The 22,473-nt window shown below is 41.8% G+C and carries 16 protein-coding genes; 4 read left to right on the forward strand and 12 right to left on the reverse strand.

What is annotated here, in order from left to right:
* Window positions 1–264: 264 nt before the first annotated feature.
* The 3 genes from P2W73_RS15965 to P2W73_RS15975 form a co-directional block, all read right to left on the reverse strand.
* Window positions 265–3,564, reverse strand: coding sequence for a choice-of-anchor tandem repeat GloVer-containing protein (locus P2W73_RS15965; protein WP_276503075.1), 3,300 nt, complete (start codon window positions 3,562–3,564; stop codon window positions 265–267).
* Window positions 3,565–3,849: 285 nt separating this feature from the next.
* Window positions 3,850–7,128, reverse strand: coding sequence for a choice-of-anchor tandem repeat GloVer-containing protein (locus P2W73_RS15970; RefSeq protein WP_276503076.1), 3,279 nt, complete (start codon window positions 7,126–7,128; stop codon window positions 3,850–3,852).
* Window positions 7,129–7,442: 314 nt separating this feature from the next.
* Window positions 7,443–8,288, reverse strand: coding sequence for a sulfurtransferase (locus P2W73_RS15975; protein WP_276503077.1), 846 nt, complete (start codon window positions 8,286–8,288; stop codon window positions 7,443–7,445).
* Between the two features lie 151 nt (window positions 8,289–8,439).
* Between P2W73_RS15975 and fumC the strand changes: the two genes are divergently transcribed.
* Together fumC and P2W73_RS15985 are read left to right on the forward strand one after the other, a co-directional pair.
* Window positions 8,440–9,840 carry a class II fumarate hydratase gene (fumC, locus tag P2W73_RS15980; protein WP_276503078.1) on the forward strand — a complete coding sequence of 467 codons (1,401 nt, stop codon included), beginning with the start codon at window positions 8,440–8,442 and terminating at the stop codon, window positions 9,838–9,840.
* 131 nt (window positions 9,841–9,971) lie between these two features.
* Entirely contained in the window at window positions 9,972–10,235 is a 264-nt protein-coding gene (locus tag P2W73_RS15985; protein WP_276503079.1) for a hypothetical protein, read from the forward strand.
* A 296-nt stretch (window positions 10,236–10,531) separates the two neighbouring features.
* On the opposite strand, the gene P2W73_RS15990 is transcribed toward P2W73_RS15985, so the two are convergent.
* The 5 genes from P2W73_RS15990 to gldF all read right to left on the reverse strand — a co-directional run bounded on the left by P2W73_RS15990 (window position 10,532) and on the right by gldF (window position 17,374).
* Complete coding sequence (locus tag P2W73_RS15990; protein WP_276503080.1) at window positions 10,532–11,203, reverse strand: lipoprotein signal peptidase; 672 nt, start codon at window positions 11,201–11,203, stop codon at window positions 10,532–10,534.
* A 100-nt stretch (window positions 11,204–11,303) separates the two neighbouring features.
* Window positions 11,304–13,778: a bifunctional UDP-N-acetylmuramoyl-tripeptide:D-alanyl-D-alanine ligase/alanine racemase gene (locus tag P2W73_RS15995; RefSeq protein ID WP_276503081.1), complete on the reverse strand. Its 2,475-nt coding sequence runs from the start codon at window positions 13,776–13,778 to the stop codon at window positions 11,304–11,306.
* A gap of 39 nt (window positions 13,779–13,817) precedes the next feature.
* Entirely contained in the window at window positions 13,818–14,786 is a 969-nt protein-coding gene (locus P2W73_RS16000) for a TerC/Alx family metal homeostasis membrane protein (RefSeq protein WP_276503082.1), read from the reverse strand.
* A gap of 78 nt (window positions 14,787–14,864) precedes the next feature.
* Window positions 14,865–16,619 carry a gliding motility-associated ABC transporter substrate-binding protein GldG gene (gene gldG / locus P2W73_RS16005; protein ID WP_276503083.1) on the reverse strand — a complete coding sequence of 585 codons (1,755 nt, stop codon included), beginning with the start codon at window positions 16,617–16,619 and terminating at the stop codon, window positions 14,865–14,867.
* Between the two features lie 35 nt (window positions 16,620–16,654).
* Window positions 16,655–17,374, reverse strand: a complete 720-nt coding sequence (gldF, locus tag P2W73_RS16010) for a gliding motility-associated ABC transporter permease subunit GldF (RefSeq protein WP_276503084.1) — start codon at window positions 17,372–17,374, stop codon at window positions 16,655–16,657.
* A 176-nt stretch (window positions 17,375–17,550) separates the two neighbouring features.
* Here gldF and P2W73_RS16015 point away from each other — a divergent pair, with 176 nt between their 5' ends.
* Window positions 17,551–17,886: a hypothetical protein gene (locus tag P2W73_RS16015; RefSeq protein WP_276503085.1), complete on the forward strand. Its 336-nt coding sequence runs from the start codon at window positions 17,551–17,553 to the stop codon at window positions 17,884–17,886.
* Window positions 17,887–17,937: 51 nt separating this feature from the next.
* Here the strand turns inward: P2W73_RS16015 and P2W73_RS16020 are convergent, their stop codons facing one another.
* Window positions 17,938–18,291 carry a HesB/IscA family protein gene (locus P2W73_RS16020; RefSeq protein WP_276503086.1) on the reverse strand — a complete coding sequence of 118 codons (354 nt, stop codon included), beginning with the start codon at window positions 18,289–18,291 and terminating at the stop codon, window positions 17,938–17,940.
* A gap of 73 nt (window positions 18,292–18,364) precedes the next feature.
* Window positions 18,365–19,537: an IscS subfamily cysteine desulfurase gene (locus P2W73_RS16025; protein ID WP_276503087.1), complete on the reverse strand. Its 1,173-nt coding sequence runs from the start codon at window positions 19,535–19,537 to the stop codon at window positions 18,365–18,367.
* A 139-nt stretch (window positions 19,538–19,676) separates the two neighbouring features.
* Between P2W73_RS16025 and mce the strand changes: the two genes are divergently transcribed.
* Window positions 19,677–20,078, forward strand: a complete 402-nt coding sequence (gene mce / locus P2W73_RS16030; protein ID WP_276503088.1) for a methylmalonyl-CoA epimerase — start codon at window positions 19,677–19,679, stop codon at window positions 20,076–20,078.
* Between the two features lie 13 nt (window positions 20,079–20,091).
* On the opposite strand, the gene rnc is transcribed toward mce, so the two are convergent.
* Window positions 20,092–20,847, reverse strand: coding sequence for a ribonuclease III (rnc, locus tag P2W73_RS16035; protein ID WP_276503089.1), 756 nt, complete (start codon window positions 20,845–20,847; stop codon window positions 20,092–20,094).
* A gap of 103 nt (window positions 20,848–20,950) precedes the next feature.
* On the reverse strand, window positions 20,951–22,219 hold the full coding sequence (fabF, locus tag P2W73_RS16040) for a beta-ketoacyl-ACP synthase II (protein WP_276503090.1): 1,269 nt from the start codon (window positions 22,217–22,219) through the stop codon (window positions 20,951–20,953).
* Window positions 22,220–22,473: the final 254 nt, after the last annotated feature.

Consider the following 22,473-nt stretch of genomic DNA (forward strand, 5'->3'; position numbering starts at 1 on the left):
AATCGAGTTTTGCGTGTGGTAACTCAAAATTATCTTTTATTAATGCTCACTTCTTTTTTTATACACCAAACAGCCTATTGCGTTGACCAAATAGTTTTTTTGACATATTAACTAGCAACTTGAGTTAATTAAGTACCCGGGATCAACACGTATCAAAAAGGCGATCAGTTGCTGATCGCTTTGGATGTACCTTAATGCATCAGCATGTTACAACGAATCTATTATAAATCTTGTACTCAACCAGCAATTTTTCGAAAAAAGCAATTATTGCTTTACAAATTGAATTCGCTTATTGATTTTATCACCCTGCACACTGAGCAAATAAACGCCTCTGGATAATTTCGTCACATCAAGCCCAACGATATTGTCGCCGGCAGCAATCGTACGCTGCCCATTCATTACCGTGACACCCGACATGTTAATTATTTTCCAAACTACTCTGTCATTAGCAGAGGAACTTATTTGTAAGCCCAGTTGATTACCGACAGGATTTGGGTAAACTTTTACTTTACTTGCATTATTTTCCAGTGAGACTGCTATAACTTTTGAATACGTAGACTTTCCGTCAATATCTTTTTGGAGCAACCGGTAGTGAACAACGGAGACGCCATATGCATTGATGGCCGGATCTACAAAACTATAGTTATGAGTTCCCGCTGTGTTTGCGGCCGCTACTACTCCTACACCGGCGTAGGATGTGCCGTCCGTACTTCTTTCTACAATGAACTCCTGTGTGTTCAATTCATTTTCTGTTTTCCAGCTTAGTAGCGCATCATTGTTTTGCAATTTGCCTGAAAACTCCAGTAAGGTCAATGGCAAAGCTGTGCTGGATTTATTGGCAAAATAAAACGTAGAAAAACTGGTAACACTGGTTTGCAGTACATAATCATCTATCCAGTTGGCTGCATTGGAAATAAGTGACACTGCCTTCTTTTGCAGCGACGGATTGCACCCGTCATCATTTTTGAAAACACCCAGGTCAGCAATAGTGTTTATCCCGGATGCCGTGCCGTTCGAATTAACCGCAGCTTTTAATGCAAGCAATTCCTCGCCCCGGATGTACAAGCGAACATCTACCGGTGTTGCAGGCTGAAATTGTGGTGTGATGGTGATGTTCCTGTCAAGATATAATCGCTTTGTCCCATCTTCTCTTACAGCACCATTATTTATAAATACAAAAGCAGTAACAATACCCAGGTTATTACCATTGGCATTTATTTCTGCAACAGCAAGGCCACTTGCATCGGTGATGGGTACCCATTTGTTGCTGTTTTCAGCGCCAATTGTGACGGGAGCATAAGCCTGGCAACTACCGGGCAGTCCTCCTGCTACTTCTACTGGTACCCGTGTTAATTCGTTCTTACCAGTCGGATTTCTGCCATTGGCTCCATTGAAATCTGATTTTTTTGCATACAAATTCATAGCAGGATCCCATTCGAAAATTGTCCCTAAACCAAAGCTGCCGCCGTTCCTCGTCATCCCGTAAAACTTGCCATCGTTTAGCACAAGACTACTGATGGGATTACCTCCCTCGATGCTATTGAAGTCATATTTTTTGGTGTAAATATTTGTAGCCGGATCCCATTCGAAAATGACACCTATATTATTAATACCACCGGCATCGGTCATGCCGTAAAATTTGTCGTTGTAAAGTAGCATTGTTCCAACAGGCGTACTACCAGACGCAGCGATCAAATCAAATTTTACAGCGTAGCTTGTTGTCGCAGGATCGTATTCAAATATATAACCTGCATTGTTGGCACCGCCATTACTTGTTCCGTATAGCTTTCCGTTTTGGCTGACTACCCCATTTCCGTCGGAACTATTTATCTGATTTGCCAAACCTGACGTAAATTGATTAGATGCCGGAGTGTATTTAAACAAACCCCTGTTTAAAGAAGGTTTGATAATGCCATATAAGGCATCCCCACTTGCTGTCAAACTACCTGTATTTCCGTAACTCCCATAATAAAGCTTTTGTGTAAAATTGTTGATAGACGGATTCCACTCAAAAATATGACTCTGAGGGTGTGGACCGCCACCACCCAACATATAATAACTTAGCCCGTAAAAACTACCATTGAAAAAAGTGAGTTTTCCACTTGGATGACGGGTATTGCCTGAAGGTTGCTCTAAGCCGGCATTTCCATCAAACTCATGTTTCCCGACAATTTTGTTTGTTGCAAAATCCCACTCAAAGATCGTCCCCAAACCATCAAATCCTCCTTTATTGGTAATTCCATACAAGTGATTTTCATGAAATACAAGGCTATTGGGTAGCGAAGCATTGTCATGAGCATTTAGATTTATTTTTTTTGCATATTGATTCGTAGTTAAATCGAACTCAAAGATGACGCCATCATCACTGCTTCCGCCTTCGGAAGTCATTCCATAAATTTTTTCGTTTTTAATGACTAAACTTCCATAGGGATTCTCTCCACTAAATGTGTTATCCCTATCGCCCTGAATCGTGTATCTATATTTAATGGTATAAGCATTGGTGGTAAGATCAAGCTCAAATAAATAACCAAAGTATTTTCCATTACTTCGATAATCTGAACTGCTCATTCCATAGAGCTTACCGCTATGAGATATCAAATTTCCACGAGAATTTCCGTCTGCTCCCTGGTACTCGTGTAACTTAATGAAAGTGTTTCCTGATGGATCCCATTCAAAAATAATTCCTTCTCTTGCCCCCGGCGCCCTGCCCCAGGTCATTCCATAAAATTTTTGATTTACTAATGTCAGGCTGCCGTATGGTTTGCCCTGGTTTGTAAGGTCAAAATCCAATTTCTTTACATAATTATTGGAATTGGGGTTCCACTCAAATATTACTCCATAGTTATTCGCTCCACCCAAAAAAGTCATCCCGTAAAACTTCCCTCCTTTTAATGCCAAATCCCCATAAGGATTACTACCATTGGCGCCATCAAAATCATATTTTTTAGTATACACATTTGTCGCTGGGTTCCATTCGAAGATTACGCCTTTATCATTAACGCCGCCGGAATAAGTCATCCCATAAAATTTTGCGTTACTAGCCACGAGACTACCATAAGGATTGCTGCCACCCGCCCCAGTAAAATCATATTTTTTAGTATACACATTTGTTGCGGGATCCCATTCAAAGATCACACCCTTATCGTTGGCGCCACCAAACACTGTCATTCCATACAACTTATTATTCAATACTACGAGGCTACCATGGGGATTGATGCCGGAGGCGAGTTCGAAGTCATACTTTTTTATATACCTATTGGTGACAGGGTCCCACTCAAAGATCACCCCTAAATTATTTGCACCTCCCTGTGAGGTCATGGAGTAAAACTTTCCGTTATACTCCGTGAGTTGATTGTACATGGGAACAGCTCCTAAGTTGGTCTTCGGGAAAGAATAAACTGGCTGAATATTGCCGCCTTGTCCATCAGTGCGGAAGATAGCGCCGATATCGTCGGCTCCTCCCTGCGATGTCATTCCCCATAATTGGTAAATACCCTGAGCTGATGATGTGGAAATAATAAAAAATAAAACAAAAGAAGTTAGAATAGAGTAGAGAATTTTCATACCAACGGTTTAAAAATGAGCAAAAATTATAGCCTTTAATTTGCTACGGGAAGACATAGGAATTGAACATTGTAAACTCGTTACAAAAGAGCCCCGCGAAAAATGATTGGTTTTTTTACAGTAAACGTTCGAACAGAAGAATTACCCGATTGGTATTGGAAGATGCAAGCTTGAAAGTAGCATTAATTCCAAATTTTGACAAAAAATATTCCCTTTCCCGGATGAGATTTAATCCACACTGATTCGGCTGTTGAATGTCAGACAGCCATTCCAGGTTACTCTTGTTTATTGTTTTACGAATTGAACTCGAGTATTGATCCCATCTCCCTGTACAGACATCAGGTAAATTCCTTTTGACAATTTGCTTACGTCGATAGCAGTTATATTGTTGCCCTGGCTTATTGCCCGCTGCCCTTTCATTACCGTGATACCGGACACATTAATGATATTCCAGATCACTCTATTGCCTGTTGCTGATCTCACCTGTAAATGCAGCAGGTTGTCTGCCGGGTTGGGAGAAAGTCTTACATAGTTTGTTTCGTTGTTTAATACAATCGAAACAATCTTTGAGTAGGTAAATTTTCCCTCAATATCTTTTTGCTGCAACCGGTAGTACACTTTATTGAAACCAGAATTGTTTATACCCGGATCGGTAAAGCGATAGTCATGGCTGCCGGGAATGTTTGCAGCAGCCACTTTACCGATTGAGTTGAAATGTGTGCCATCTATGCTTCTTTCAATGTTAAACTCCAGCGTATTCAATTCGTTTTCGGTTTTCCAGTGCAACAAAGCGTCATTGTCCTCCAGCTTTGCTGTAAACTCCAGCAGATTTAGCGGCAGGGCAGCACTGCTTTTGTTAGCAAAATAAAAAGTGGAGAAGCTGGTAACACTTGTTTGCAATACATAGTCGTCTATCCACTCCTCACCCTGTGTTACAAGTGGCGTTGCTTTTTTTTGTAAAGATGAATGACAGCCATCATCATTTTTAAAAATCCCGAGATCCGTAATCGTATTAATTCCTGCCCCCTTGCCACTTGAATTTACTGCAGTCTTCAAAGCCTGGAACTCTTCACCGCGGATATAAAGACGGACATCAACCGGACCGGAAGGCTGAAACTGGGGCCTAATGGTAATGCTCCTGTCAAGGTATAATCTTTTGGTTCCGTCTTCCCGCACGGCGAGGTTATTTACAAATACCGAAGCATTGACAAGTCCCAGGTTATTGCCATTGGCTTTTATCTCGGCGACAGCCAAGCCGTCGTCATCCATGATTGGCACCCAATCATCATGATTGCTATTGTCTACAGCAACTGGTGCATAACTGTTGCAAGTGCCGGGTGTACCGGCAGCAACGGATACGGGAACTAATGTTAACCTGTTTTTTTTCAGCGGATTCCTGCCATTTACACCATTAAATTCTGATTGCTTCTTATAGTTATTGTTTACAGGGTTCCATTCGAATATCGTTCCAAGACCAAGGCTACCGCCATTACGGGTCATACCATACATCTTTCCATTATTTTCTACCAGGCAACCGACCGGGTTACCACCATCATCGCTGTTAAAATCATATTTTTTAACGTAAGTGTTGGACACAAGGTCCCATTCAAAAATGACACCCAGGTTGTTTGCACCACCTGCATCAGTCATCCCATAATATCTATCCTTATAAAGTAACATGGCGCCAACAGGATTGGTACCCGTTGATGCTACAAAATCATGTTTTACTGTAAACAAACTGTTGGCGATATCCCATTCAGAGATCCGGGTATCCACTCCATACAACTTGCCATCATTTTCAACAAGTTCATTATCTGAACTGACAGGAGCGGGCAGAAGTGTTGTTTGCTGCAAAGCCAGATCATATTCAAAAATTGACGGTCCTCCGCCGTACCCGTGAGTTCCATACAACTTACCGCCGCTTTCTACAAGATTTCCACGTGTTAATATTCCAAAGTTCCCGCCGAGTTGAAATTGTTCGAATTGGTTAGTGGTAAAATTCCAACCGAAAATATGATCAGTAAAACTGACTGGGGCCAGAGAGTACGAGGTAGCTCCATACAGCTTTCCGTTGTAAGGAGTCAATTTACCTTTTGGATAACGGCTATTTGAAGCAGTAGAGGTGGCTCCCGTAATACCATCGAACTGATATTTTTTATTAAAGCTTTTTGTTGCAAAATCCCATTCAAAAATTACTCCAAGACCGTCAAATCCTCCATTTTCAGTAACTCCAAATAAATGGTTTTCATGAAACACAAGACTGTTAACGGCGGAGCCATTTTCATGCGCATTAAAATTTATCTTCTTCTTGTATACGCCTGCTTCCAGGTCAAATTCGAATATCACACCATTATCACTGGCGCCGCCGACGGATGTCATACCGTACAATTTGCCATTTTTTTCAACAAGTGTACTATAAGATTTGTCGCCATCGTAAACATTATCGATTTCGGTCATTGGCCCTTGCCTGGTAAAAACGTATTTTTCAGTATAAACATTTGTGGCAAGGTCAAACTCGAAAAGATGACCCCAAAAAAATCCTTTTGGCCGGAACTCGGGGCTGGTACATCCATAAAGTTTTCCATTATGATACAAAAGACTCCCACGAGGACTCCCCCAAATGTCGCCAAACTCAAGTCTTTTGGTGAAAGCATTCGTAATTGGCTCCCATTCGAAAATAACACCATAATGGCCAGCGCCACCCCGGCTTGTCATTCCATAGAATCTGTTATTAACCAAGATAAGGCTACCATAGGGCCTGCCACCTGAAGTGCTATTAAGATCATATTTTTTAGAGTAAATATTTGAATTAACATCCCATTCAAAAAAAACACCGAAATTATTAATCCCACCTGAATAAGTCATTCCATAAAATTTGCCATCCTTGATAGCAAGATCGCCATAAGGATTACTTCCATTGGCTTCGTCAAAATCATACTTCTTCGTATATATATTGCTTGCGGGATCCCATTCAAAAATGACTCCTTTATCATTGGTGCCACCATCATGCGTCATCCCATAAAACTTACCGTCTTCGTAAACGAGTCCGCCGTAGGGATTGCTGCCATTTGCTCCATCAAAATCATATTTCTTCGTATAGATATTGCTAGCCGGATCCCATTCAAAAATCACTCCCTTGTCATTAGCGCCGCCAAACAAAGTCATTCCATAGAATTTGTTGTTTAACACAGCAAAACTGCCATGCGGGTTGATGCCATTGGCCAGTTCAAAGTCGTACTTCTTTATATAAATATTCGTCAGGGGATCCCATTCAAAAATTACACCCGTATTATGTTTACCTCCCTGCGACGTCATGGCGTAAAATTTCCCATTGTATTCAGTCAACTTGTTGTACATGGCTGTAGCACCTTCATTCGTAACAGGAAAATTGTAGACCGGCTTTAGATGTTTTCCCTTTCCATCAGTTTTAAATATCACACCGATTTCATCGACGCCACCTTGCGAGGTCATACCCCAAATCTGGAAAATACCCTGGCCAAATCCAGTTGCAGAAAAAAAGGATGATAAGTAGAGAATAAAAGCCGGGTAAAATTTTCTTTTCATAACAAAGATTTAATGGTGATGAAATAACCATTGTTTTTTGCTACTGCTTAACCTTTGTTGTTTTAGAAAGGATACCGGCAGAGTGATCAATCCGGCAGGAAATAAAAAGAGGGATTAGTATTTCAAAATGGTATGAAAGTTTCCTGGGCAGGTTACTTATCAAACAATGCTGACCCTATTGGTCGCATTTTCTTTTTTTCAAGAAACACAAATGGAAGACCAAGTTAATATTAAAGCTGATAATTATTGTTTCCAAGTAATAGTTGGGCGTCCCTGGTGAACGGTTTGCTCAAATGATCATCTTATATTCAGACTTATTCACCCATTGCTACCGGCAGGTCATTCCTCGACCATTCACTCCAGGAACCCACATATAACGAAGCCATCCCAAGCCCGGCATGATCCATGGCCAACAGCGTATGACAGGCAGTAACGCCTGATCCGCAGTGAACAATCACCTGTTTGGACTCCTTGTTGCCAAGAGCTTCTTTATATTTTGTTGCTAATTCTCCCGGTGAAAGGAAATTTCCATTTGCATCCAGGTTGCCGGCATAAGGGATATTGACCGCTCCCGGAATATGACCTGCAACGGTGTCGATTGGTTCGCTTTCGCCGCGATACCGGAATGCTTCTCTTACATCGACCACTTTGTAGCCGGGGTCTTGTACTGCGTTTGCAACGGTATTGATATCAACGGTCGGTAATACCCATTCAATCGCAGGATAAGCCGATCTTGTTCTTGCTTTTGACGCTTCGTCAGTTATCGGCAGGCCGGCGTTTTGTGCAGCCTGTAATCCGCCATCCAGCACCTGAACCTTTTCATGTCCAACGGCTCTCATCATCCACCAAAAACGAGCGGCAGCATTGGCGCCGCTTTTATCATCATAAACTACTACATGGCTTGCTTTATCAATACCCAATTGTCCGAGCAAAGCTGTAAAATCTTTTACTGCCGGTAATGGATGACGGCCCCCATTTGCAGGATCTTTTTTTTCAGACAGATCTTTTTCCAAATCCACAAATAAAGCTCCCTTCAAATGCTGCCCGTTATATTTTTCCTTTATCCCAGGCCCTGTCCTTGCATCAATCAAAACAAGATTTTCATTTGATATCAATGAGGCCAATTCTGTTGCACTGATTAAGGGGGATATTCTTTGCATAGCTATTTTTATTTGAGTCATCAAAATTGCAATGATCCGGTAAAACTTGAAAGATTTTTTTATTGGTCCTCTCAATAACAATCGTTGGTCAGCTTGTCTAAAACGCTTAAACTTACTAATTACCTACATTTGCGGCACAAAATTGTATTGTATGGATTATCGTATAGAAAAAGACACCATGGGCGAAGTGAAAGTGCCGGCCAACGCCTATTATGGCGCACAAACACAACGCAGCATCGACAATTTCAGGATTGCACAGGATATCAATAAAATGCCGAAAGAAATCATCCGTGCCTTTGCTTATCTGAAAAAAGCGGCGGCCATTACTAACCAGGAAGCTGGTGTATTGGCAAAAAATAAAGCTGCCCTGATCGGTAAAGTATGTGATGAAATACTGGATGGAAAACTGGATGATTATTTTCCGCTCGTGGTTTGGCAAACAGGTAGCGGTACTCAAAGCAATATGAATGTAAACGAGGTGGTCGCTTACCGCGGTCATGTGTTGAAAGGCGGTAAACTTACCGATAAAGAAAAATTCCTGCACCCTAACGATGATGTCAATAAATCACAATCATCGAACGATACATTCCCCACAGCAATGCATATTGCCGCTTATAAAATTTTGGTGGAGACTACGATTCCCGGCATCAAAAAACTTCGTGATACACTGGCGAAGAAGAGTAAAAAATATATGAAAGTAGTGAAGATCGGCCGCACCCACTTCATGGATGCTACTCCACTAACTGTAGGCCAGGAGTTCAGCGGTTATGTTTCACAACTCGATCACGGATTAAAAGCAATCAACAATTCACTGGCGCATTTGAGTGAACTGGCGCTGGGAGGAACTGCAGTAGGTACCGGCATTAATACACCGCCAAACTATGCTGCAAACGTGGCCAAACAAATTGCTAAACTTACCAGGCTTCCTTTTAAAACAGCCGACAATAAATTTGAAGCTCTTGCTGCACATGATGCGATTGTAGAAGCACACGGCGCCTTGAAGATGGTGGCAGTGAGCCTCATGAAGATCGCCAACGATATTCGCATGCTATCTTCAGGACCAAGAAGCGGCATTGGCGAACTGTTTATCCCGGATAATGAACCGGGCTCTTCTATCATGCCCGGTAAGGTGAACCCAACACAATGTGAAGCACTGACGATGATCGCTGCTCAGGTAATCGGTAATGACGTGGCCATCAGTGTAGGTGGCAGCAACGGCCATTTTGAATTAAATGTATTCAAGCCGGTGATGATCTATAATTTCCTGCATAGCGCAAGATTGATTGGCGACGGTTGTGTCAGCTTTAATGATAAATGTGCCGAAGGAATAGAACCCATTGCCGCTAATATCAAAAAGCACGTTGACAATTCTCTGATGCTGGTTACTTCATTAAATACGAAGATCGGCTACTACAAAGCGGCGGAGATTGCTCAAAAAGCACACAAAGAAGGAACCACACTAAAAGAAATGGCGGTGAAACTGGGCTACCTGACACCAAAGGAGTTTGATGAATGGGTGGTACCGGCCAATATGGTTGGAAAATTGAATTAAAACAATAGTATATTTTCTATCGTAAAAAGAGAAGAACTGCTGGTTCTTCTCTTTTTTTATCTGGCTGTGCTTGTAAATTAGGTGGTTTCCTGACTATCTTTCTAGTCGAAAATTTACTACAATCCAACCTTATGAAAAACAACATTAAACCCTCCTTTTATTATTCGGCTTACCCGTTAAAGGCTATTGAAAAAGCCGTATCAGAAGCAAAAAATGGTGATCCTTCGCCAAGACTGAAAGCTCTGCTTTCAAACGATTCAAAAATTCCAGGTCGTATCCGGGTTCATCCTATGGTCAATGCATACAAAACTGTGGTGAGAGCATTGACGCCCCGGCTGAAGAGAGTAAAAGAGGTAGAGCCTGAAGGAAAAGACTGGTTCTCCAATTATGAATAGAGGCCCAGCCCCCTTCCGACTTCCCCCATTAGGGGGAAACCACCCACTCACAACCCTTGCTTTTCGGAGACTCTCCAAACAATCGGAGTCTTCGAAAATGATGAATGGGACCTCACCTGACCTCTCCAAAGGAGAGGAACCAAGCACAGCCCTCGCTTTTCGGAGATACTGGTAATAATAAGAAACTCCGAAAATGTTGAGGAGAGATATAAAGCTGAGGTGGTAGCTATGAAGTTTAGATTTGCATTGCAGCACCGTTCCCTCTCCTTGGGAGAGGGAAAAGAAGGGTGAGGGTTCTAAAGCACCTGCATTTTATCACTTACTTCCGTACTGGTTTCAACAGTTGGATGTTTCTCTTCTTCATGATGTTTTTTGAAGAACTTTTTTTGAAACACAAATAAGGTAATCACACCAATTGAAATAGAAGCATCGGCTATATTAAAGATCGGGCTAAAAAATTCAAAATCGTCACCGCCTACAACAGGCAGCCAGGAAGGAAAATTCGATTTGATAATAGGAAAGTATAGCATATCGACAACCCTTCCGTGTAAGAAGCCGGCATATCCCTGCGGCGGAAACATTTTAGCTACATGAGAATACGAGCTGTCTTCAAATATCAACCCGTAAAACATGCTATCGATCAGGTTGCCCAGGGCACCTGCATAGATAAGGGCTGCGCAAATAATAAAACCCCGGTTGTACTTCTTCTTAACAATTTTGCCAAGATACCAGGTTCCAAAGATCACTGCGCCTAAGCGAAAAAGCGTCAGGATCATTTTGCCCCATTCACCGCCAAATTCCCAGCCCCAGGCCATTCCTTTATTTTCAATAAAATAAAGCTTGAACCAGGGAATACCCATTACATCAATAACATGGCCAAAAGGAAAGCTCGTTTTAATCCATATTTTCAGGGCCTGGTCAGCAATAATAATAAGGGCAATAATCAGAACCGTATTTCTAAGCTTCACTGCTAAGTTTTTAATCAGCAAATATAATGGATATATAGCGAGAGGGGTATAGCGAGGGCTAAGTGAGGGAAAGGGATTTTATTTTTTATGATTTTCTTATTTATTCTTCATAATAAACCCGTTTTACCCGCTGCGAAATGCCCGTCATGATTTCATAGGGAATGGTTCCGGCCCATTCGGCCAAATGCTGAACGGGTAATTCTTTTCCAAAAATGATCACTTCATCGCCTTCCTGTATAGGAGATATGCCTGTTACGTCGATCATCGTCATATCCATGCAAATGCTGCCAATAACTGGTACCAGTTTTCCTTTCACCAACATTTTACCGTTGCCATTTCCGAGCTTTCTTGAATACCCATCAGCATATCCGATGCGGACGGTGGCTATCACTGAATCCCGTTGTACAATACCCCGGCGATTATAACCAACTGATTCTCCTTTTCTCAAATGTTTCAATTGCGCTATCGTTGTTTTTAATGTAGCCACAGGTTGCAACAACGACTGGTGATCAACAGCACTATCTACCCCGTACATACCGATCCCCAGCCGGACCATATCAAGATGAAGTTCGGGGCGCCTGAAAATACCAGCCGAATTACTGATATGCTGTAAAAAGGGATAGCTGATCTTTTCTTTTAATTGACTAACGGCATGTTTGTACTCATCGAGCTGCTGTGAAGTAAAAGCATCTTGTTGTGGATCTTCGCTGGCCGCAAGATGAGAAAAGACCGTTTGCACTTTTAGCAATGATGTTGATCCAAGATGTGTTGCCAGTTGCGTTATTTCATCGATGGCAAATCCCAACCGGTTCATTCCTGTCTCTATTTCTATGTGAACCGGGTAGCGCTGAATTCCTTCATTCAGCAAAAAGTTTTCAAAGGAGTGCAGCAGGTCAAACGAATAAATATCGGGTTCAAGATTGTATCCGGCTATCGAATCAAAAGCAGACTCCTCGGGATTCATGACCATGATAGGTAACACAATTCCAGCTTTACGCAACTCTACCCCTTCATCGGCATAGGCAACTCCAAGATAGTCGATATTCTGGTATTGCAAAATCCCTGCAATCTCTGCACCGCCGCTTCCGTATGCAAAAGCCTTTACCATCGCCATCATTTTAATAGACGGCTTCAGGTTTTTTTGATAGGCTTTTACATTGTGCACAATCGCATTAAGGTTAATCTCCAGCACAGTTTGATGTACCTTCTGTTCCAGCAATTGTACAATTTGCTCGAAGCCAAATATCCTGGCTCCTTTTATTAGAACAACCTCCTCTCTAAACTGCGAAGAACGGAACTGTTGAAGATAGCTTTCAGTTGAAGAAAACAATTCTATGATGAATCCTTCATCTGCAGGGACATGCCGCAATGTTTCAGCCATATGTTCTCCGATACCTATCAGCCGGCTTACCTGGTGTTTTTTCAATCGATCAATGATATAAGGATATAATTGCTCATCCAACCTGGCGGTTTGTAAAACATCCGAGAGAATGACCGTCTTTTTCGAAAAGCTTTTTTGCTGATCTAAAAAATTCAACGCAATCTCAAGCGAGTCGATATCCGCACTATAACTGTCATTGATAATAATGCAATGATTAATGCCCTTTTTTAATTCCAACCGCATGTTAACGGGTTGAAGTTGCTTCATTCGGTTTGAAATAACACTTTGCTCTACTCCCAATTGCAATAAAGCAAAAAAACAGGTGATAGCATTTTCTATCGATGCGTCATCTGTAAAGGGAATAACAAAAGATATATCGGATGAGCCCGGGCAAACAGTAATAGTTGTATAGGCTTCTTCTTTTTCAATATGCTTTACTGTCAGATCGCAGGTGGTTGAAAAGCCCCATGTCAGGAGTCGTGGATTAGTTTCAAAAGAGCTGATCAACGCTTTTTCGTTCTCCACATCTTTTTCCCGTGCAATGATCAACTGGCAATGCCGGAAGAGTTGAAGTTTCTCTACCAGCTTTTGTTTTTTATCAGCAAATCCTTCGTTATGCGCCTCACCGATATTGGTTAAAATTCCAATCGTCGGTTGAATGATTTTTTCCAATGATTCCATTTCGCCGGGTAATGAAATGCCTGCCTCAAAAATGCCCAGTGTGTGTTGTTCTTCCATTTGCCACACACTTAGCGGAACTCCGATCTGTGAATTATAACTTTTAGGGTTTCGGACGATGTGATAGTCCTGGTGTAAGAGTTGGCAGAGCCACTCTTTTACGATCGTCTTCCCGTTACTGCCGGTAATACCTATCACCGGTATGTCAAAACGTTTCCGATGATGGATGGCCAATTGCTGCAGGGCCGCCAGGGTATCTGGTACAACAAGAAAGTTCGCTGCGGGATAGTTAGCCAGTTCAGATTGTTCACTAACAACAAAACTGCGAAGGCCTTTTTTGTATAGATCTGGTATGAACTGGTGACCATCCCGTCTTGGTCCTTTTAAAGCAAAAAATAAAGAAGTGGCTGGTGAATACACTTTACGGCTGTCAAGCAAGAGCTGTTCAATAATAGTATCTGCAACAACTGCATTGGCGCCAAGGATACCGGCTATATGAGCTAATGAATATTTCAAGCATCATCAAATTAATCAGAAGAAGACCCTGCAATATTTTTATCTTATACTTTTATCTTCAAAATCTTCTGGCAGGCCTTTTTTAGTCATGAAAATGGAATAAAAAATGGCGCCCGCAATACAAACCATGATCACACCCAGTGAAATAAATACCTGTATTGTTTTATCAACCGCCTGGTTGATCCAATGTTCGCCCAGCATTTTCAAGCCGATAAATACCAGCACAATGGCAATACCCTGCTGCAGGTAATCGAACTTGCTAACTGCCCCTCTTAATAAAAAGAATAAAGAACGTAAACCCAGCACAGCAAAAATATTGGAAGTATAGATCACCAGCTTATCTCTTGATATACCCATTACAGCAGGGATAGAATCCACTGCAAAAACGACATCAATGGCAGCCAGCATGATCACTACCACAAATAAAGTAGTATAAGCAGGCTTCCCGTTTTCCCTGATTATGTATTTACCATTGCCATCATGAGGAACAAGTGGTAAAAAATTTTTCATGAACTTGTATACTTTGCTTTTATGCGGGTTAAACTCTTCTTCATGATTTGCAGCAAACATTTTATAGCCGGTATATACCAGAAAAACTCCGAAAATATAAAGTATCCAATAAAACTTATCTACCAGGGCCACACCTACAGTAATAAAGATGATACGAAAAACGATAGCCATCAATACACCTAAAAACAAGACCCTTCCATAAAATTTTTCCTTTACACCAAAAGCGGAAAAAATCAGGACGAATACAAAAATATTATCGATGCTTAAACTCTTTTCCATCAGGTAGGCGCTATAGTACTCAAGAGCGGAGGTTTGTCCTTGCTCAAACCAAACAAAAACTCCAAAGCCAAGTCCCAGAGCAATCCAGAAAATACTGGTCCATAATGCATTTTTCAGAGAGATAGTGGCTTCTTTTTTGGTAAACACACCGAGGTCAATGAAAATCGCCAAGGCCAATACAATTCCAAAAACGAGATAAGATAACTGGTCCGATGTCATACTTCTTGCAAAAATTAAACGACAAAGATAGCGGAAAGGCGCAAGCGATGAGGAACAGAATACAGGTAAACCTCTTCTTTATGATGCGTATTTTCTTTTTCTTGTCTGTTGATAAATGAAACCGGCGAGAATAACCAGCAGAACGGGTAAGACGATGTTTATAAATTGCCAGAATGCTTTTTTCTCCTGCACTTTTTTTGAATCAAGGAGACGGAGAACAATATCTTTATTTCTTGTTTGACTTATAGCAGGATCATTCACCAGGTATTCAATACAATTCAATAAAAACTCCCGGTTGGCTACAGGTATGAACAGTTTGCCATATTCAGATTGTTTTTGGTATTCCCCATAGGTATATTTATTCCAACCCATTGGCAATGGTATCGGCTGGCTATTAGGTCCGCCGCCGGGAATAAAATCATTCAAAACAATATCACCATCTGCAACAACGATCATTTTATTGTCCTGTGACAACGGAACAAACTGTCCGCCATGCTGCGATAAACTATCGAGCTGTGCTTTTGTTGCCCTGTTCTTATACAACGAGGTAAATTTTCCCTCCAGCATCATTGCCACCGGAATAGCATTGCGTTTGAATTTTTCATCTTCAGGAGTGTTCTTATTTTCATTCAGACTGATCAGGGCAGGTGTGCTGATGGATCGTGAATTGGCTGATGAAACAAGCAACGGCGTTTTGCTGATATTCTCCACTTTGATCGTATCGATTGAATTAGCAAAACGACTGGCGATATAGCCAAGGTTTTTGTTTAATGATTGAGCACCAGCAGGCGTAAATAAAGGGAAGTAATTCCAATGTAAAAATTCATACTGCGGATTTTCCGCCGATCCGCCAACAACAAAGGGAATCATATCACATTGCAGATCCATTACCAGGTCAGTATTGATCCGAAGGCCGTAGCGAAAGAAAAGATCAGTTAAGTTCAGATTCCTGTCATAAGCAATAGTCTCTGGTTTAAAAGCGAGACTATCCTGTTCTGCAAAAAGATTATCGATAAAACAAAGCAGCTTGCCGCCATTCATTACAAACTGATCTATTTTAAACTTCTCTTCCTCGGTAAAAGTTTGACTTGGTTTTACGATCATCAACACATCAACACCAGTGGGTATTGGACCTGGTAAGTGAAGGTTGAGAGTGCCAAACTGGTAATCTTGTCTAAGAGTCTGCGTTAAATCATAAGATCTTTCATTAGAAACTTCACCATTCCCAACGCTATAGGCAATACCCGGTTTGCCTTCCTGAGAAATTTTATCAAGAGCTTTTGCAAACTGGTATTCCATTAACGCTTCTGCGCTGTTTATTTCTTCCTGTGAAATTCTGCCGCTGGCGCCGGGATACAGGTTCACCAGTGACTGTTTCCCTTTATACTGCATCAATGCTACCGGGAAAACTATATTGCTACTTTCTCCTGTCTTTTTTTGAACGGTCAGGTTGATAGGTGTCGCTCCAAGATTGATCAGCGAATCACCATAAGAAACCTCTGAACCCGGCATCTTTTCTTCCGGTGAAATAAAGCGATAACTTATTTTAGAACCGTTGCGATCTTTTAATAATTGCAGGAATTCATCCGTGCTATTGGCCAGTTTTCTAAAGCCTGCCGGAAATTCGCCTTTCAAAAAAACATCTATCTGTACCTTATCATCCAGGGCTACCAGCAAATTCCTGGTGGCCTTGCTCAACGTATATCGCTTTTCTTTGGTAAGGTCAATGCGGGAGTGAAATGCTGAAGCGAGAAAGTTTATCAAAAACAAGACTAATAAAAGCCAGAGCCAGCCGAGTTTTGAAGCCAATATTTTATCGAAAAGGTTTTTCATTTTTTCTTGTTTTCGTAGCTGGAAATTTTATCCCCTTATCGCTTTAAAAGATTACGGTCTGTTATCGTCAGAAATAAAAAAATCATACTCAGGAAATAGACCAGGTCCCTGGTGTCAATAACACCGCGGCTGATGCTGCGATAATGAAAATCGATACCCAGCATTTCAATATAATAATCCGCCCCTCCTTCTAATGTAGCAAGCTGGCTGATGGCACTAAACCCATAGTACAACAACCCACAGGCAATAAGGCTAATAATAAATGCGACTACGGCATTATTGGTGAAACTGCTCACACCAATACCGATGGCAGTAAAAACAGCCGCCAGGAAGAACAACCCGATATAAGAACCTATTGTAGCTCCCATATCAATTCCATCGTTGGATGAAAGTGACTGAATCGAAAAAATATATACTATGGTTGGTAGCAGGGCTATCAATACAACTACCAGGCTGCCGAGGTATTTGCCGCCCACTATTTGCCAGCGGGTCAATGGTCTTGTCTGTAAGATCTCGAATGTGCCCCCCTTAAACTCGTCAGCAAAACTTCGCATGGTTATGGCCGGAATCAGTAACAGTAATATCCATGGCGCTAATTGAAAAAAGCGATCAAGTGTAGCGTAGCCAAACTCAAGAATATTATCCTTGAAGACAAAAAGCATCAATCCATTCACTAACAGGAAAACAATAATAGCAATATAGCCGGTGAGACTGCTGAAAAACTGCCGGAGTTCTTTTTTACAAATGGACCACATAGATATTGCAAAATAAGGCAAAAAGGTGAGCCATCAGTAGCGAATAGAATATCAGAAAGTGAAAAAGCAAAAGTGAGAAGTGAAAAGGCAAAAACTAAAACAGAGGCAGGTGGATGAGACCTGCATTAAAAAATATGGAATAATGGCGTTAATGAATCTAATGCTAAAACCAATTTATGAAGAAGATATTATTACCCGTTTGCCTGGTTTGCATTGTTGGGATAGCACAGGCACAAAACAAGAAACTTCCTCCACCGCCGCCGCCGCCACCAGTTCCGGCAGTAGTTGAAAAAACAGAAGCCATAGCTCCCCCTATCATGCCTGATGAAGAAGTGGCCGCTGCAGTTCCCGCGCCACCACCACCGCCAGCGAAACCAGGAACCAAACATTTGAAAAAAGGAGTTGCAAAATCTGACCCAACAGGGATTGTAAAAGATGGAGAGATGAACACCGCTCCACCGCCACCGCCTAAACCGCCAACACCGGCAAAAGCACCCAAACAAATTCAATAAAAATAAAAGCCTCCCTCGATAAAGGGAGGCTTAATTCATTATAAAAAGACTCTATACTGCGAAGCTCTCACCGCAGCCACAGGTGCGGCTTGCATTTGGATTATTAAAGAAAAAACCTTTCCCATTCAAACCATCGGAAAAGTCAAGCGTCGTGTTTACTAAATATAAAAAGCTTTTCAGATCGGTTACGACTTTTACGCCATTGTCTTCAAAAACCTGGTCGGATGGTTTTTGCACGTTATCAAAATCCATTTTATAACTTAAGCCAGAGCAACCGCCGCCAACTACGCTTACACGCAGAAAGTACGATGGGTCATCCCCTCTTCCGCCTTCTTTCAAAAGCTCTTTGATTCTTTCTTTTGCTTTATCGCTTACATGTATGCCATTATCTAATGATACACTCATATTTTGAAATTTTAAACGCTGAATAAGCCACAGGTAAATTTGTTTAGACTATAGCTCATCAATTTATTTTTTACTATAATTTTCCTGCCATTGATTCTGCTCTTAATTTGTTTACCGTGCTTGTCACCTGCTCAATGGCATAATCTATTTCTTCCTCTGTTGTATGTCGTCCCAGGCTAAAACGCAATGAACCATAAGCCAATTCATCATCCACACCCAATGCTTTCAATACATAAGAAGGCTCCATCACCGCCGATGTACAAGCTGAACCCGATGACAACGCAATGTTTTTATTCAGGCCCATCATCAACAACTCACCATCCATATAACGAAACGACATATTAGTAACGTGTGGAAGCCTGTTTTTCATATCGCCATTAACGGTTGCCCCTTTAATCTTTAGTAACGCCGATTGAAGCCGGTCTCTCAATTTTGCCAGTCTTGCAGATTCTTCTCTCATCTCATTTCTACAAATTTCACAAGCCTTGCCAAAACCGACAATGCCCGGCACATTCAGGGTGCCGCTTCTCACTCCTTTTTCATGCCCCCCACCATGGATCTGCGCTGTCAATTTTACCCGGGGATTTTTTCTCCGGATGTATAATGCCCCTGTGCCCTTTGGTCCATACAGTTTATGCGCTGAAAACGCCATGAGGTCGATCCCATCTTCCATCACATTGACCGGTAATTTACCAACCGCCTGGGTAGCATCGCTAAAAAAGATTATCCCCTTTCTTTTGGCTATTGCGCCAATTTCTTTGATGGGCATTATAGTGCCTATCTCGTTATTAGCATACATGATAGCAATAAGAATGGTAGTCGGCCTGATAGCGGCCTCCAACTCCTCAAGGTCAATCAATCCATTATTCTTTACGGCGAGGTAAGTGACATCACCGCCCCGTTTTTCGATATGATAACAAGTGTCAAGAACTGCTTTGTGTTCAATATTGGTGGTGATGATATGATTGCCTTTTCCGGCATACATTTCAAAAACACCTTTCAACGCCAGGTTATCTGCCTCAGTGGCCCCGGAAGTAAAAACGATTTCTTTCGATCCGGCGCCTACCAGTTTAGCCACTTGTTCACGGGCATCTTCCACGGCCTGCTCAGCTGCCCATCCTAGCTGATGAGTTTTGCTGGCTGCATTACCGAATAATTGAGTAAAGTAAGGGAGCATGGCATCTACCACCCGTTGATCACAGGGTGTAGTGGCATTATGATCAAGATATACAGGCAATTTCACCATAGCTTTTGCTCCTTGTACTTAACACAAAAATAGCTCAAAAGGTTCTATTTCAAAGCCGCTGTAGCTTGTCGCATTCACATCAGCCATGCTATAAATTTTTATCTTTAACACTATCAATCATTCTTTTAACCTTTGTCACATGCAAAAAGTAGAACATATCGGTATCGCAGTAAAAAGCCTGGCCGTATCAGTGCCATTATTTGAAAAATTGCTGAATACCAACTGCTATAAAACTGAATTGGTAGAGAGTGAAAAGGTAAACACGGCTTTTTTTAAAACCGGCGATGCAAAGATCGAATTACTGGAAAGCACCGATGCAGAAGGCGTGATATCCCGCTTTATTGAAAAAAAGGGCGAAGGGACACATCATCTTGCCTTTGAAGTAGCGGATATCGAAGCCGAAATGAAAAGACTTCAAAATGAAGGTTTTGTTTTGCTCAACGAAAAACCTAAAGCGGGTGCGGACAATAAGTTGGTTTGCTTTTTACACCCCAAACATACCAATGGGGTCTTGATCGAACTATGTATGGAAAGAAAATAAAGGAAAGACTACATCAGGCGGTTCTGCCGATACCACTTTCTTCGATTTGTGTGTCTGCATTCACGATCCCTAATTTTTCAACGGCTGCCTGGGCTGCAATTTGCGAGGCGTCTTTTTTATTGAAAGCTTTTCCCTCTGCTATTTGTTTACCATCAATCACTGCGGCGACGGTAAATAGGCGCCGTCCATTCTCCAACTGCTCGTTGATGGTTTCAAATTCCAGCACCTTCCCGTTTTTGTTAGCCCAGCCATACAGCTTGTTCTTATGGTTGATCTCCAGGTTTTCCAAATCATCCATAAACATATGTGGAAGAAGGATGTACTCCTGTACCCATTTTGCTGTTTTCTTATATCCAAGATCAAGATATACTGCGCCTACCATGGCCTCGAGGGTATTTCCAAATATCTGGCTCACTTTCAGCGACCCATCCATCTTATTATACAGGGTAATTTTTTTGAGGCCCATCCGTACCGCTATTTCATTTAACTGCTGGCGATTGACCATCTTGCTGCGCATTTCGGTCAGAAAACCTTCCTCTTTGTAGGGATAACGTTTGAAAAGATAATCGGCGACCAGGGCACTCAACACAGCGTCACCCAGGTATTCAAGGCGTTCATTGTTTTCATCTGCGCCTTCACGAACAGAGCGGTGGGTCAATGCTGTTTTATAAAGTGACAGATTCTTCGGACTGAATCCCAGAATATTGGTTAGCTCTTTTTTAAAGGTTGAACCTGAGTGCTTCTTAAAAAGATTAGTGATAAAATCCACGGAATTCAAGCTACGAAAAAAAATTCAGCTGTTGAAAAGTTTGCCGGTCTAAAAAAATATGCAATAAAATTTCGGATAAAAAATAATCGTGATCAAGAAGTTATTAATCCTTAAACTTTTTCACAATAACGCAGGCATTATGACCACCAAAGCCAAATGTGTTGCTCAATGCTGCATTCACCGTACGGTTTTGTGCTTTGTTAAAAGTGAAGTTCAACTTTGGATCCAGGTCAGGGTCATCAGTAAAGTGATTAATGGTTGGGGGAACCATATCATGAACTACTGACTTGATACAGGCAATGGCTTCGATAACACCGGCAGCTCCCAGGCAATGGCCGGTCATACTTTTAGTAGCACTGATATTCAGTCTATAAGCATGATCACCAAAAACATCCATAATCGCCTTTGTCTCCGCGATATCACCCAACGGTGTTGATGTTCCGTGTGTATTGATATAGTCAATATCCTCCCGCTTCATACCAGCATCTTCTAATGCTACAAGCATTACGTTTTTAGCACCTAGTCCTTCGGGATGTGGTGCCGTAATATGATGAGCATCAGCAGTAGCGCCGCCACCAACTACTTCGCAATAGATTTTTGCGCCTCTGGCTTTGGCGTGTTCCAATTCTTCCAACACCAATACTCCGGCTGCCTCACCCATAACAAATCCATCCCTATCCTTGTCATAAGGCCGGCTGGCTGTTTTGGGATCATCATTTCTTTCGCTCATGGCTTTCATGGCGTTAAAACCGCCGACACCAGCTTCGCTAATCACTGCTTCACTGCCACCAGTCACAATAATATCAGCTTTGCCAAGACGCAATATTGTAAGCGCATCAATTATTGCGTTCGTACTACTGGCGCAGGCACTTACCACGGCATAATTGGGTCCGCGGAGATTGTGACGCATACTGATTTGGCCGGCAGCGATATCCAATATCATTTTTGGAATAAAGAAAGGATTAAAGCGGGGGGTACCATCACCTTTTGCAAAATCCATTACTTCATTTTGAAACGTAATTAAGCCGCCTATACCGGAAGCCAACACCACTCCGATACGATCGGGGTTAATGTTTTCTTTATTTAAACCAGCATCTGTCATGGCCTGGTCGCTGGCAACTAACGCTAATTGAGTAAAACGGTCGATTTTTCTTGCCTCTTTCTTATCAAGGAACTGAACAGGGTCAAAATTCTTTACCTCGCAGGCAAATTTTGTACGAAATTTAGCAGCATCAAACAGGGTGATCATATCAGCACCCGAAACACCATTTATTAACCCCGACCAATAATCATCCACCGAATTACCAAGGGGTGTAAGGGCGCCCATTCCTGTAACAACTACTCTTTTCAGTTCTACTCTTTTCAGTTCCATATAGTCTGTTCAGCTTTTTATGTGCTAATTATACTGGACTTAATTACAATTTGTTCCAAAACTGATTCGGAAAGAATTAGTCACGCTAATTAATTATTATGACTTATTTCTTGTTCAAGATTAAAACCGCCTTCCTCCAATACTTAGATCAACTGAGTATATCGGATAAGAAGGCGGGTTTTTGATTTATTTACCTGTCTGCCCTGTCTGCCGACAGGCAGGCGGCAAGCAGGCATTAACATCATTCGTCCCGA

Origin of the sequence: Terrimonas pollutisoli (assembly GCF_029360765.1) — a bacterium.
GTDB lineage: Bacteria > Bacteroidota > Bacteroidia > Chitinophagales > Chitinophagaceae > Terrimonas_B > Terrimonas_B pollutisoli.

Excerpts from the sequence above, each read along its gene's own strand:
- P2W73_RS15965 (WP_276503075.1), bottom strand. The coding sequence starts at position 3,564 with ATGAAAATTCTCTACTCTATTCTAACTTCTTTTGTTTTATTTTTTATT.
- P2W73_RS15970 (WP_276503076.1), bottom strand. The coding sequence starts at position 7,128 with ATGAAAAGAAAATTTTACCCGGCTTTTATTCTCTACTTATCATCCTTT.
- P2W73_RS15975 (WP_276503077.1), bottom strand. The coding sequence starts at position 8,288 with ATGCAAAGAATATCCCCCTTAATCAGTGCAACAGAATTGGCCTCATTG.
- fumC (WP_276503078.1), top strand. The coding sequence starts at position 8,440 with ATGGATTATCGTATAGAAAAAGACACCATGGGCGAAGTGAAAGTGCCG.
- P2W73_RS15985 (WP_276503079.1), top strand. The coding sequence starts at position 9,972 with ATGAAAAACAACATTAAACCCTCCTTTTATTATTCGGCTTACCCGTTA.
- P2W73_RS16000 (WP_276503082.1), bottom strand. The coding sequence starts at position 14,786 with ATGACATCGGACCAGTTATCTTATCTCGTTTTTGGAATTGTATTGGCC.
- gldG (WP_276503083.1), bottom strand. The coding sequence starts at position 16,619 with ATGAAAAACCTTTTCGATAAAATATTGGCTTCAAAACTCGGCTGGCTC.
- gldF (WP_276503084.1), bottom strand. The coding sequence starts at position 17,374 with ATGTGGTCCATTTGTAAAAAAGAACTCCGGCAGTTTTTCAGCAGTCTC.
- P2W73_RS16015 (WP_276503085.1), top strand. The coding sequence starts at position 17,551 with ATGAAGAAGATATTATTACCCGTTTGCCTGGTTTGCATTGTTGGGATA.
- P2W73_RS16020 (WP_276503086.1), bottom strand. The coding sequence starts at position 18,291 with ATGAGTGTATCATTAGATAATGGCATACATGTAAGCGATAAAGCAAAA.
- P2W73_RS16025 (WP_276503087.1), bottom strand. The coding sequence starts at position 19,537 with ATGGTGAAATTGCCTGTATATCTTGATCATAATGCCACTACACCCTGT.
- mce (WP_276503088.1), top strand. The coding sequence starts at position 19,677 with ATGCAAAAAGTAGAACATATCGGTATCGCAGTAAAAAGCCTGGCCGTA.
- fabF (WP_276503090.1), bottom strand. The coding sequence starts at position 22,219 with ATGGAACTGAAAAGAGTAGAACTGAAAAGAGTAGTTGTTACAGGAATG.